The organism is Actinoallomurus spadix, from assembly GCF_024055725.1.
Taxonomy (GTDB): domain Bacteria; phylum Actinomycetota; class Actinomycetes; order Streptosporangiales; family Streptosporangiaceae; genus Actinoallomurus; species Actinoallomurus spadix.
On record NZ_JAMXMX010000012.1, the window covers coordinates 169,414 to 181,621 of the forward strand.

A 12,208-nucleotide genomic window follows, 5' to 3' on the forward strand; every position below is an offset into this window, starting at 1 on the left:
CGACATCTGGAAATGGGACACTGAATGGGCATTCTCGACGGTAAGCGCATCCTCGTCACCGGCGTCCTGACCGACGCCTCCATCGGCTTCCACGTGGCGAAGCTCGCCCAGCAGGAGGGCGCCACGCTCGTCCTCACCGGCTTCGGCCGCATGTCGCTCGTCGAGCGCATCGCCAAGCGGCTCCCGGAGGCCGCCCCGGTCATCGAGCTCGACGTCACCAACGCCGAGCAGCTCGACGGCCTCGCCGGAAAGGTCGCCGAGCACGTCGACGGGCTCGACGGGGTCGTGCACTCCATCGGGTTCGCGCCGCAGACCGCCATGGGCGGCAACTTCATGAACACCGGCTGGGACGACGTCGCCACCGCGGTGCAGATCTCGGCCTACTCCCTCAAGTCCCTGACCGCCGCCTGCCTCCCGCTGATGAAGAACGGCGGGTCGGTCGTCGGCCTGGACTTCGACGCCACCCAGGCCTGGCCGGTGTACGACTGGATGGGCGTCGCGAAGGCCGGCCTGGAGTCCACGGCCCGTTACCTCGCGAAGTACCTCGGTCCGGACGGCGTGCGCGTCAACCTCGTCGCAGCCGGACCGCTCAAGACGATGGCGGCCAAGAGCATCCCGGGCTTCGAGGAGTTCACGAACGTCTGGCCGGACAAGGCCCCGCTCGGCTGGGACGTCGCCGACCCGGAGCCGACCGCCAAGGCGTGCGTCGCGCTGCTGTCCGACTGGTTCCCCGCGACGACGGGCGAGATCGTCCACGTCGACGGCGGCGTCCACGCCGTCGGCGGCTGACCTGAGGAAACGACCCGGCGCCCCGCCACTCCGGCGGGGCGCCGAGGCGATTCGATCGTGAGGGGAACGCCGGCTTCACGCGGGTCCGCTCATCGGCTCCGGGGGACCTTGGGGCTCCGCGCGGCGCCCGCGGCGGCGACGCGCCGTGCCGCGGTCATCAGGGCCGGTTCCAGGAGCCGTACGGCGACGATGGCGAGGCAGTCGATCGCGCCGAGGGCGACCCACGGCAGGGCACGGTGAACGCCGAAGAGCCGGGTGAAGAACGCCGGCGCGATCATCCCGGCCACGGTGAACGAGTACTGGAACGCGGCCATGTACCGGCCCCTCAGCTCGGTCGGGGAGATCGCGGTCGCCAGCGCCATCGAGACGGGCGCGTGCATCACTTCGGCCAGGGTGAACAGCAGCGTCGCGCCGATCAACACGGGGATCACCAGGGCGGGCCGGCCGGGGACGAGACCGGACAAGAGGAATGACCACGTGGCCCACAGGGCGGCCGCGGCCGCCATCACCCGGGTGCGCCGGTGCCCGGCGAGCCGTTCGACCACGGGCGCGGCCAAGGCCGACACCAGGACGAAGTTGCCCACGAGGAGCGCGGACGCGAGCCACGACGGCCCGTCCAGGCCGGTGATCACGAAAGTGGGCGTGGCGAGGGAGAGTATCATGCTCGTCATCGCCATGACGGTGTTGACGCCGGTCAGGGCGAGAAACGGGCGATCTCGAAGAATCGTCGCGTACCCGGTTCCGGCCCGTCCGGCGCCGTGGTAGAGCCGTGGTGCGCGGACGAACCCGGCGATCGCGGCGGCGGCCACGGCGAAACAGCCGGCCGCGCCGTAGGCGATCCCGCGATACGCGGCGGCGTGACCGTCGGCCATGACGGCACCCGTGATCAGCCCGCCCACGCCGAGCCCCGCGGTGCGGGCCATGTTGGCCCACGCGAACCAGGAGTCCGGCCTCCGGCCGGAAGAAGCGGCGTCGGCGTAGTCCGCGACCGCGGTGAAGATGCTCGACCAGAAGAACCGGACGCCGACCGCCACCAGTGCCGCCGCGAGGAAGATGCCGACGGGCTCGTCGACCCTGGTGTAGGCGAGGTAGCCCAGCGCCTGCATGAGCTGGGCCGCGACGACCAGGGGCAGGGCGCCCAGTCTGTCGGCCAGCGCGCCGGCCCAGACCGGAACCGGGAGGGTGATGGCGTTGGCGACGCTGATCAGGACGCCGAGGAGACCGAGCGGAACGTCGGTGAGCCGGGTGAAGAAGACGAGGGACAGCGGCAGGAAGAGCCCGTTGCCCACCGAGTCGACGACCAGGGCGCCGATCAGGACGCCACCTCCGCGGGCGCCGACCGGATCGGTCATCTCCCGCGCCACCCTGGCGAACGGTCACGCCGTCCGCCGCGGACGGCGGCCGGCGGCAGGCCGCCGAGACGCCAGGTCACCTCGCCGGGGTCGCGGCGCCGGACCACCTGGACGGCCCGGCCTCGCCGGGAGCCGAGCGGCGGCGGAGGGGTCTTCGTACGTCCGGCGTCAGGCGGACCCGGTGTCCTCCAGGACGGTGACCTCGACGCACTCGCCGCCCGAGTTGCCGCTGCGGCTGCTCTTCCGCCAGGGCTGCTGCACGAGACGCGGCTGGTTCACAGGTACTCCTTGATCTTGAGGAGGCTGTCGTCGCCCGGCAGTGCCGACGTCCGGACGAGATCCCACGTTAGCGTGATCTCCCGGACACGCGCCTGCTGATCGACGAGATAGCCGCCGCGCACGGCGTCCACGTACGCGATGTCCGCGCCGTCCTGGAAGCCGAGGATGGTGAACGCCCCTTCGAGCCCGGCGTACGTCTGCGCGGACTCGGGAACGACCTGAAGCGTGACGTTGTAGCGGTCGCTGACCTCGAGAAGGTGCCCGAGCTGGGCGGCCATGACGTCGGGGCCGCCGACCTGGCGGCGCAGTGCCGTCTCGTCGATCAGCGCCCATAGCCGGGCGGGCGCCGGGTCGTCCCGGAAGAGGATCCGCTGCCGCTCCAGGCGGGCCGCCACGGAGCGCTCGAGCTCGCCGGGACTGCGCCCGGCTCGGAGGACGGCCGTCGCGTACCCCTCGGTCTGGAGGAGGCCGGGGATGAGCAGAGGCGCGTGCGCCCGTACCTGATCGGCGGTTCGCTCCCTCTCCACGTATCCCCGGAAGAAGCTGGGGACGGCCTCTTTCTTGATCAGCTCGTAGAGGTGGCCGAAGCGGTCGGTGCGGAAGCGGGCGTCGAGCGCCTCCGCGTGGTGCTGCCTGGGGATGCGCTCGGCCAGCTCCAGCATGCTGACGATGGGTCTGGTCCAGCGCAGTTCGGCGGCCAGTTGGTCCTGGGTGAGCTGCTCGCTTTCGCGATGTTTTCGTAGCTCATATCCGAAATAGGTAACGGGGGAGTCGCCCGGTCTGAGCTGCTTTGCCGGTCTACCCATTGGTGGCCCTTACGTTGGTGTGGGGTTTGACGCAAGACGCGGTCGGTCGCCTTGTGACATAAAGCGGGCCGCCAGCATAACTCCGTACTGTCATGGTGGGAAAGTGCCGACCAGGAACGGAACGACCACGACACAGAGGTGAGCCGGCGTGCCGATGCTACGGGGCGACTCCGATCGGCGATATGTCATTCATCCGATGGCGGATCGTCGATCGGTGAAGGGCATTCGACGCTTCGTCCGGGATGTACTCACAGAATGGGAATGTGACGAGCCGCTTGATCGATAACGCGATCAGCGTCGTCGCCGAGCTGTCCAACAACGTCATTCTTCACGTGCAGAACGCCACGCGAATCCAGGTCGTGGTATTCCGCGAAGCCGGGAGGATCTGTCTCGAGGTCTGGGACCCGTCCGATGAGATCCCCGAGGCGCGCCGGGCGGGCGACGAGGACACCGCCGGCCGGGGCCTTGCCATGGTCGAGGCGCTGTGCGAGTCGTTCGAATGGCGGCGCGACGGCCACGGCAAGATCGCGAGAGCGGTGCCATGCGCCGAGTGACGGGAATCGACAAGGCGGATGCCGACCGGATGACCGCGCGGATCGAGGCGCGTCACCCCCGTTGGATCGTCGGCTACGGGGTCTGTCACGGATACGGCTACGACGGCCGGGAACTGAAGCCCTGGTGGGCGCTCACCGACCACCTGGCGAGCAGGACGTTCTTCGTACGCGTCGAAGCCGATTCAGCGGCCGAACTGGAGAAGCGGATGGCCTACTACGAGGAACGGCTCGCCAGACGCCGAGACTTCGGAATGTTCGCACATTTCCCAGCGTCGGGCTACGTCCTGAAGTCGGCCGGAAGTCCGGCGGAGACGACACTGGTCGCATGAGTTCCACGGCGCCGACGTCAAATGAGCGGCCGACCTCGGTGCCGCCGTCTCCACGCGGGCGGCGTGGAGCCTTGTCGTCGGCGTTGACGGGACGAAACGGGTGATCGGGACGAGGCCCGGCTCCAGCGGCGGCGAAGTGACCATAGTGGCGGCGAAGAATGTGGCGTAGGTGCGGCACCCGCCGACCGTGGCGGTACCGGCCGGGGCGCATGGGCGCGGAGGGCGGGCACCCGTGTCGTGGCAGATGCGGCTGCGAGATCCGTCTCCGCCGAGGGTTCTGGTCGTGTGAGCGACCAGAACCCTCGGCGGAGACGAAGGCGGGCATGGCAACGACCGGACGATTCCGGAGAATCGGTCCAAACTCAAGGTCCAAACTCCACCCGGCTCGTCCGGTTCCGCGGTGATGTCCGCGGTGACGTCGTGGCGCGCGGACGAACGCGGTGACCGTGGCGGCGGGGGAGGCTCCGCCCAGGCGATGCGGCGGTTGCCGCCGTCGTGGCCGTACGCCCGCGGGCTGCCGAGCCGCCTCATCGGCCGGCTCAGGGCGCCGCCCGGGACCCGGGGCGTACCCGGCCGTCAGCGCGGGCGGCGCAGCCGGCGGCCCAGGACGCTGAGGTTGAGCGCGGTGACGGCACCGACCAGGCCCGAGGCGGTCGCCACCAGCAGCGGCGGAACCGAGTCGCTCTCGGGATCGCTGGCGGCCATCAGGCGCGCGGACGTGGCCTGGTTCGGCCCGGCGGGCGACTCCTGCGGGTACACGAGGGGATCCCGCCCCACGATGTCGGGCAGCGCCGGGCCCTGCTGCTGCGGCGCGGCGACCTCGGGGACGTTCCCGGCCGCACCCGCCGGCGGGGCGACCGGACCGTTCACCGCGCCGGAACCACCGGCCGAGCCACCGGAACCGGACCCCGAGTGGGAGGAGTGCCCGGAGGCGGGCCTGGACCTCGGCTTCGACCGGGGCTTGGGCTTCGACGTCGGCTCGCTGGTGGGCTTGGACGACGAACCCCCGCTCGACTTCGGAGGAGATGAGGGGCTGCCCTTCCCGCCGTTCAGGATGCTGCACAGCAGAGGACCGAGCTTGCACTCGCCCGTCCTGCCGGCCGTGGAGCTCGCCTCCGCCGACGCCGGACCGGCGCCGGCCGCGAAGAACACCACCGCGCCGGCGGACACCGTCGCCGAGGCCGCTCCGACGCGCCGCCAGTCTCGCCTTGAGCCCATGTCACTCCCTGCGTCGCTCCCGTTGTTACTGACAACAGGTCCAACGAGACGAGCGTTACATGGAAACGCCGGGAAGGACAGGGTTACAGGTCCGCCATGTTCTCGCGCAGCAGCGCGGCGAGGCGTGTCCGGCGGGGTGGCTCGGCGCGGTCACGGACCGCCCGGGCCAGCTCCGGGCCGGCGGCGTGCACGACCGACAGGTGCCGCCGCGCCCGGCTGAAGGCGCCCACCGCGAGCGGCCGGGACAGCGCCCCGCCCGCCTCTCCCGGCAGGACCGCGACGACGGCCGGCCAGCGCGTGCCCTGGGCCCGGCCGACGGTCACCGCCCAGCCGTGCCGCACCGCGGAGACCGGCACCGTCGCCTCGCCGGACGGGAACGCCACCACCACGGTGCCCTGGTCCGGATGGACGGCGGTGACGGAGCCGAACTCGCCGGCGGCGGCCGCCGGCAGATCCGCGACGGCGACGACCCGGTCCCCGGCGTCGTACGGGCCCGTGCCGGGGTTCAGCCGCTCCTTCAGCGCGCGGTTGAGCGCGATCGCGCCGGCCTCGCCGCGTCGTACGGGCGTCACGACGAGGATCTCCTCGACGGGGATGCCGAGGGCACGCGGGATCGAGTCCGTGACGAGCTGCACCGCGCGATGGGCCGCCTCACGGGCCTCGGCGGCCGGCACGATGACGACCTCGCGGTCGGGAGACTCGACCGGGGCGAGCGTGCCCTCCCGGGCCGCCGCGGTCAGCCGTCCGATGACGGTGCCGGGCTCCGCGGGCAGCTCGACGACCGGGACCGTGCCGGACGCGATGACGTCGGCGAGGACGCGCCCCGCGCCGGACGGGGACGGCGCCGCCGGGTCGCCCGCCAGCACCAGGTGCGTCCCGTCCATGCACGCCTCGACGAGCGCGGCCGCCCGCTCGACGTCGAGGGTGTCCGCGTCGGCCACCACGACGAGGTCGGCCTCCAGGGGACGATCCTCACCGCGGGTGTAACCGTCCGGGGCCGGCTCGAGCAGCAGGTGCAGGGAACGGTCGCCGCCCACCGCCCGCGCGGCCCGGTCGGTCGGCGCGGTGACGATCACGCCGGGAGCGCCGCGCAGCCGGCCGAGGACCTCCTCGACGGCCTCCGGCGCGCCCGCGAGCACGCTGACGCCGCTCTCGCACACGGCCGACGGCACGCCCTCGATCCCGGGCAGGGGATCGGCGGTGGCGGTGAGCCGGGCCAGGCCCTCGGCCACCGTCTCCTCCGCGACGGTGAGGCGGGTCAGGCCGAGCAGCTCGTCCTCGGACGCCTCGTCCATCACCGCGGCGATCTCCCCGGCGGCGATGGACGCGCGCAGGGCCTCGACCGCGTCCCCCGGGTTCAGGGCCTGGAACGCGGACAGGATCGCCTTCGCGGAGGTCACCGTATGCCCGTCACCCGCCGCCCGCCGCAGCAGGTGCGCGGCCAGCGCCGCCGCGCGGCGCGGGTCGTGCGGCCCGGCCTCCGCGCCGAGCAGTCTGCGGGCGAAGAAGTCGGCCTGCTCGGGCCGTACGCCGGGGAGCTCAAGCAGGCGCCACGGGTCGCCGCGCAGGATCTCGGCGGCGGCCGCGCCGAGGCGGACCACGGCCTCGGGCGCCAGCCGGGCGGGAACGTCACTGGCCGCGAACAGCTCGGCCACGCCGGAGAGGGGGCCGGAGAAGGTCTCAGTCATCGCTCGTCACTTTAGTGGCGTCGCCGCCGAAGCCGGTCGCGTTGGCGGAGACGGCGCCGCCGTCCGTACGCCCGTGCGCCGGTCACCCTATTCGGAGGAGACGTCGTCGAGCGCGTCGCGGATCTCGGCCGGCAACGTCACGTCCTCCGCCTTGAGGATCGCGGTGAGCTGACCCGCCGTACGCGCCCCGACGATGGGGGCCGCGACGCCGGGCCGGTCGCGCACCCAGCTCAGCGCGACGGCCAGCGGCGAGACGCCGAGCCCCTCGGCGGCGGTCGACACCGACTCGACGATCTGGGCGCCGCGCTCGCTCAGGTAGGGCTGCACGAACTCCGCGTAGTGCGGGCTCGCCGCGCGGGAGTCGGCGGGGATGCCGGTGCGATACTTGCCGGTCAGCACCCCGCGGCCGAGCGGGGAGCAGGGGAGCACGCCGACACCCAGCTCGCCGGCGGCGGGCAGCACGTCGTCCTCGATGTCCCGCCGAAGCAGGGAGTACTCCACCTGCGTCGAGACGATCGGGGTGCGGCCCGGCCACGCGCGCTGCCACGTCGCCGCGCGGGCGAGCTCCCACGCGGCGAAGTGCGACACGCCGGCGTACCGCGCCCGGCCGGAGGCGACCGCGTCGTCGAGGGCGGACAGCGTCTCCTCGAGAGGGGTCCGGGCGTCGTAGGCGTGCAGCTGCCAGAGGTCCACGTGGTCCGTGCCCAGCCGCTCCAGCGAGGCGTCGAGGGCGCGCAGCAGGTGCCGCCGGGAGGCGTCGCGCGTGCCGTCGGCGGTCAGCACGGCCTTCGTGGCGATGACCAGGTCGTCGCGGGCGACGACCTGGCCGAGGAGGGTGCCCAGGACCCGCTCGCTGTCCCCGCCGCAGTAGACGTCCGCGGTGTCGACCAGGGTGCCACCCGCCTCGACGAAGGCGGTGAGCTGGGCGGCGGCGTCCTCGACCTCGGTGTCCCCGCCCCACGTCATCGTTCCGAGGCCGAGGCGGGAAACGGCCAGGCCGCTCCGGCCGAGGTGACGCTGTTCCATGTCTGCGGAGCGTATCGGCAGTCAGGGGACCCGGCATACGCCGCCCGGCCGGGCGGCGGGGCATACGGGCCGGCGGCGGGACACGCTCACCAACGCTCACCCTGTGGGGCGGGGCTCGGCCCGCGCGGCACTAGGCTGCCATCGTCATTCAACGTCTTCCCGCATGCCGGCGGGTGCACAAGGAGACACCGGACCCGTGAACTTCGTGCAAGCGACCGTGCTGGGCATCGTGCAGGGACTCACCGAGTTCCTGCCGATCTCCAGCTCCGCGCACCTGCTCATCGTGCCGCGGCTGCTGGGCTGGAAGGACCCGGGCGCGGCGTTCACGGCGGTCATCCAGCTCGGCACGATGCTCGCGGTCCTGCTGTTCTTCTGGCGGGACATCGTCCGCATCATCGGCACGTGGTTCCGCAGCCTCACGAACAAGGAGCTGCGCGGTCACCTCGACGCGCGGATGGGGTGGTACGTCGGGCTCGGGACGATCCCCGTCTCCGTCGTCGGGCTGGTGTTCAACAAGATGATCGAGGGGCCCGCCCGTAACCTCTGGATCAACGCGGCCTCGCTCATCGTCATGGGCCTGGTGATGATGGTCGCCGAGTGGGCGGGCCGGCAGAAGCTCGAGGTCGGCGACCTCAACATGCGGGACGGCCTCATCATCGGCGGGTTCCAGTGCCTGGCGCTGATCCCCGGGTCCTCGCGGTCGGGCTCCACCATCACCGGTGGCCTCTTCCTCGGGTACACCCGTGAGGCCGCGGCGCGCTACTCCTTCCTGCTGTCCATCCCGGCGGTGGTCCTGTCCGGCCTGTTCGAGCTGCGGAAGGTCAGCGAGGGCGGCCTGCCGGTCGCCGGGACCGCCATCGCGACCCTGGTGTCCTTCGTCGTCGGGTACGCCTCGATCGCGTGGCTGCTGAAGTTCCTCGTCCGCCACTCGACGCTGCTGTTCACCTACTACCGGGTGGCGCTCGGCGGCGTCCTGATCGGCCTGCTGGCCGCAGGGGCCATCACCGCCACCTGAGCCGCCGGCCGGACCGCGGGTGAGCCGCGGCCGGACCGCGGAGTCAGAGCCAGCCGCTCTTGCGGAACAAGCGGTACAGGCTCAGGCAGATCCCGAGGATGAGCAGGATCGCCGCGGGGTAGCCCCACCACTGCGTCAGCCCCGGCATGTGGGTGAAGTTCATCCCGTACACGCCCGTCACCAGGGTGGGCACGGCCAGGATCGCCGCCCAGGCGGAGATCTTGCGCATGTCCTCGTTCTGCTGCATGCCGACCTGGGCGAGGTGCGCGTTCAGCACGTTCGTCAGCAGCTCGCTGTGGGAGTCGACGCGCTCGTCCACGCGCAGCAGGTGGTCGAGGACGTCGCGGAAGTACTCCCGCGTGCCGGGCGCGACCTCGACCCGGCCCTTCACGATGTCCTGCATGACCGGGATCAGCGGATCCTCGGCGCCGCGGAACTCCAGCACCTCCCGCTTGAGGTCGTAGATCTCCTCGGTGATCATGCTGCGCCCCGGCGAGAAGACCGCGCGTTCCAGCTCGATGATGTCGGTCTCGACCTCGTGCGCGATCGCCTCGTACCGGTCGACGACCTCGTCGAGGACCGTGTAGAGGACGGCGCTCGGCCCGTGGGCCATCAGGGCGTGGTCGCCCTCCAGCCGCCGGCGCACCTCCTTGAGCGGGCTGCCCTGGCCGTGCCGGACGGTGATGACGAAGTCCGCGCCGACGAACAGCATGATCTCGCCGACCTCGATGTCGGAGGTCTCGTCGAGGTAGCGGAGCGTCTTGACGACGACGAACAGCGTGTCGCCGTAGCGTTCGAGCTTCGGGCGCTGGTGGGCGTTGACGGCGTCCTCGATCGCCAGCGGGTGCAGCCCCAGCTCGTCGGCGACCAGGTCGAACTCCTCCCGGGTCGGCTCGTGCAGGCCGATCCACATGAAGGCGTCGCCGTTCTCCCGGGCGACGTCGAGGGCGTCGCTGAGGTCGCCGTCGACGCTCTCCCGCTCACCTTTGCGGTAGATCGCGCAATCCATGATCATGGCCGGACATTGTTCCGTATCGCCGGTTAACGAATCGTCCAACAGCTCTTACCCGGAGACACGGGAGGCAAGCGCTGCCCCCGGGTGCCACTAGAGTTCACCGGGTGGCCACACTTCTGCTGGTACGCCATGGGCTGACCGAGATGACCGGACCGGTGCTCGCGGGCTGGACCCCCGGCGTGCACCTGGACGAACGCGGCCGGAAGCAGGCCGCCGACCTCGCCGCGCGGCTCGCGCCCGTGCCCCTCGACGCGATCGTCGCCAGCCCCCTGGACCGCTGTCAGGAGACCGCCGGGGCGATCCTGGCCGGCCGTGACGGCCTCGGCCTCCAGACCGACGAGCGGCTCGGCGAGGTCAGGTACGGCGAGTGGACCGGCCGCCCGCTCGAGGAGCTGACCAAGGAGGACCTCTGGAAGGTCGTCCAGGCGCATCCGAGTGCCGCGCGGTTCCCGGGCGGGGAGTCCCTCGCGGAGGCGCAGCACCGGGCCGTGTCCGCGATCCGCGAGTGGAACGACCGGCTCGGATCCGAGGCGACCTACCTCGTCTGCAGCCACGGCGACATCATCAAGGCGATCGTGGCCGACGCCGTCGGGCTGCACCTGGACCAGTTCCAGCGCCTCCAGGCCGATCCGGCCGCGCTCACCGTGATCCGCTACACCGAGCTGCGGCCCTTCCTCGTCCGCCTCAACGACGTCGGCGGCCGGGTCGACGATCTTCTTGCGAAGTCGGGGCGGGACAGTGACGCACCGGTCGGCGGCGGAGCGTAGGGTCTTCTCATGCCGGTCATCGCATACGACATGCCCGACAGGTTCGTTGCGGGCACCGTCGGCCAGCCGGGCGAACGCGCCTTCTTCCTCCAGGCGCGGGCCGGCCGCCGCGTCACCAGTGTCGGTCTGGAGAAGTTCCAGGTGACCCTCCTGGCCGAGCGCCTCGAGGAACTGCTGGACGAGGTGCTGCGCCAGGGCGGCGGCGCCGCGGTGGTCCCCGCCGTCGCGCCCGTCGAGCTGCAGGACGACGCGCCCCTCGAGCAGCCCGTCGAAGAGGAGTTCCGGGTCGGCACCATGGCCCTCGCCTGGGACCCCGAGGACGAGCGGATCGTCATCGAGGCCCAGGAGATGACCGAGAGCGAGGAGGACGAGGCCGACATCGGCAGCGAGGACCCCGCCGTCGCCGTGCTCCGCGTGCGGATCACCGCGGCCCAGGCGCGGGCGTTCGCGCAGCGGGCCCTGAAGATCGTCGCCGCGGGCCGCCCGCCGTGCCCGCTGTGCGGTCTTCCGCTCGACGCCCAGGGTCACGTGTGCCCCCGCCAGAACGGCCATCTTGGCTGAGACGTCGATCCCACGGACACTGAGCACATGAGTCAGCCCTCCAGGTACGGCATCGGCGGGGACGGCGCGCTGAGCCCCACCGACACCGAGGCCGCCCTCCGCCTCCTCCAGCACGGCGCCATCACCGTCGAAGGGCGACTCGTCGCTGCCAGCAACGCGACGCTGTACTGCTCGATCACCCACGACGACCTGCGCGCCAACTGCGTCTACAAGCCCGTGTCCGGTGAGCGGCCGCTCTGGGACTTCCCGGACGGCACCCTGGCGGGGCGCGAGGTCGCCGCGTACGTCGTCTCGGAGGAGATGGGCTGGCGCGTCGTGCCCCCGACGGTGCATCGCGACGGCCCGTTCGGTCCCGGCATGGTGCAGCTGTGGATCGACCACGACGCCGAGGTCGACCTGGTGGAGCTGTCCCGCGGCGAGGACCCCGGGGTGCGCCGCATGGCCGTCTTCGACGCCGTGGTCAACAACGCCGACCGGAAGATCGGCCACCTGCTGCCCACCCGGAGCGGTCACGTGTACGGCTGCGACCACGGGGTCTGCTTCTCATCCGAGTACAAGCTCCGTACGGTGCTCTGGCAGTGGCGGGGCAAGCCGCTCACCTCAGAGGCCGTCGACGCGCTGCAGCGACTGCGCCGCGCCTTCACCCGCGACGGCTTCGCCCGGCGGCTGTCGGACCTGCTGACCGCGGAGGAGGTCGAGGCGGTGCACGGCCGGATCGAGCTCATGCTCAAGCACCGGATCCACCCCTACCCGCCGGAGGACTGGCCCGCCATCCCCTGGCCGCCGCTGTAACGCCCGGGGCCGCTCGT

At 71.9% G+C, this 12,208-nt stretch carries 14 protein-coding genes; 7 read left to right on the top strand and 7 right to left on the bottom strand.

The genetic code is table 11. The features are described 5' to 3' along the window. The first annotated feature begins 24 nt into the window (after positions 1-24). Positions 25-789 carry an enoyl-ACP reductase FabI gene (fabI, locus tag NE235_RS19970; RefSeq protein WP_252783574.1) on the top strand — a complete coding sequence of 255 codons (765 nt, stop codon included), beginning with the start codon at positions 25-27 and terminating at the stop codon, positions 787-789. 89 nt (positions 790-878) lie between these two features. Here the strand turns inward: fabI and NE235_RS19975 are convergent, their stop codons facing one another. From NE235_RS19975 to NE235_RS19985, 3 genes are all read right to left on the bottom strand, one after another. Beyond that, entirely contained in the window at positions 879-2,141 is a 1,263-nt protein-coding gene (locus NE235_RS19975) for an MFS transporter (RefSeq protein ID WP_252805108.1), read from the bottom strand. Between the two features lie 168 nt (positions 2,142-2,309). Further along, positions 2,310-2,420, bottom strand: coding sequence for a DUF397 domain-containing protein (locus tag NE235_RS19980; protein WP_252805110.1), 111 nt, complete (start codon positions 2,418-2,420; stop codon positions 2,310-2,312). Then, positions 2,417-3,226, bottom strand: coding sequence for a helix-turn-helix domain-containing protein (locus NE235_RS19985; RefSeq protein WP_252805111.1), 810 nt, complete (start codon positions 3,224-3,226; stop codon positions 2,417-2,419). Before NE235_RS19985 ends, NE235_RS19980 begins: the two co-directional genes overlap by 4 nt. A 263-nt stretch (positions 3,227-3,489) precedes the next feature. On the opposite strand from NE235_RS19985, the gene NE235_RS19990 reads away from it, so the two are divergent. Next, the gene (locus NE235_RS19990) at positions 3,490-3,780 is read left to right on the top strand and encodes an ATP-binding protein (protein WP_252805113.1); all 291 of its coding nucleotides are present in this window, start codon (positions 3,490-3,492) and stop codon (positions 3,778-3,780) included. Then, positions 3,777-4,109, top strand: coding sequence for a hypothetical protein (locus NE235_RS19995; RefSeq protein ID WP_252805115.1), 333 nt, complete (start codon positions 3,777-3,779; stop codon positions 4,107-4,109). Before NE235_RS19990 ends, NE235_RS19995 begins: the two co-directional genes overlap by 4 nt. 576 nt (positions 4,110-4,685) lie before the next feature. On the opposite strand, the gene NE235_RS20000 is transcribed toward NE235_RS19995, so the two are convergent. From NE235_RS20000 to NE235_RS20010, 3 genes are all read right to left on the bottom strand, one after another. Next, positions 4,686-5,327 (bottom strand): hypothetical protein, encoded by a 642-nt coding sequence (locus NE235_RS20000; protein WP_252805117.1) that lies wholly within the window; start codon positions 5,325-5,327, stop codon positions 4,686-4,688. Between the two features lie 83 nt (positions 5,328-5,410). Next, complete coding sequence (locus NE235_RS20005; RefSeq protein ID WP_252805119.1) at positions 5,411-7,015, bottom strand: helix-hairpin-helix domain-containing protein; 1,605 nt, start codon at positions 7,013-7,015, stop codon at positions 5,411-5,413. 87 nt (positions 7,016-7,102) lie between these two features. Next, positions 7,103-8,041, bottom strand: coding sequence for an aldo/keto reductase (locus NE235_RS20010; RefSeq protein ID WP_252805121.1), 939 nt, complete (start codon positions 8,039-8,041; stop codon positions 7,103-7,105). A 196-nt stretch (positions 8,042-8,237) separates the two neighbouring features. On the opposite strand from NE235_RS20010, the gene NE235_RS20015 reads away from it, so the two are divergent. Continuing rightward, on the top strand, positions 8,238-9,056 hold the full coding sequence (locus NE235_RS20015; protein ID WP_252805123.1) for an undecaprenyl-diphosphate phosphatase: 819 nt from the start codon (positions 8,238-8,240) through the stop codon (positions 9,054-9,056). Positions 9,057-9,099: 43 nt separating this feature from the next. Here NE235_RS20015 and corA read toward each other — a convergent pair whose 3' ends face one another. After that, on the bottom strand, positions 9,100-10,071 hold the full coding sequence (corA, locus tag NE235_RS20020; RefSeq protein WP_252805125.1) for a magnesium/cobalt transporter CorA: 972 nt from the start codon (positions 10,069-10,071) through the stop codon (positions 9,100-9,102). A 104-nt stretch (positions 10,072-10,175) separates the two neighbouring features. On the opposite strand from corA, the gene NE235_RS20025 reads away from it, so the two are divergent. The 3 genes from NE235_RS20025 to NE235_RS20035 are packed head-to-tail and all read left to right on the top strand — an operon-like array spanning position 10,176 to position 12,191. Beyond that, on the top strand, positions 10,176-10,838 hold the full coding sequence (locus tag NE235_RS20025; protein ID WP_252805127.1) for a histidine phosphatase family protein: 663 nt from the start codon (positions 10,176-10,178) through the stop codon (positions 10,836-10,838). A gap of 9 nt (positions 10,839-10,847) precedes the next feature. Continuing rightward, positions 10,848-11,399 carry a DUF3090 domain-containing protein gene (locus NE235_RS20030; protein ID WP_252805129.1) on the top strand — a complete coding sequence of 184 codons (552 nt, stop codon included), beginning with the start codon at positions 10,848-10,850 and terminating at the stop codon, positions 11,397-11,399. A 27-nt stretch (positions 11,400-11,426) separates the two neighbouring features. Next, positions 11,427-12,191 carry an SCO1664 family protein gene (locus NE235_RS20035; protein WP_252805131.1) on the top strand — a complete coding sequence of 255 codons (765 nt, stop codon included), beginning with the start codon at positions 11,427-11,429 and terminating at the stop codon, positions 12,189-12,191. The last annotated feature ends 17 nt before the right edge of the window (positions 12,192-12,208 follow it).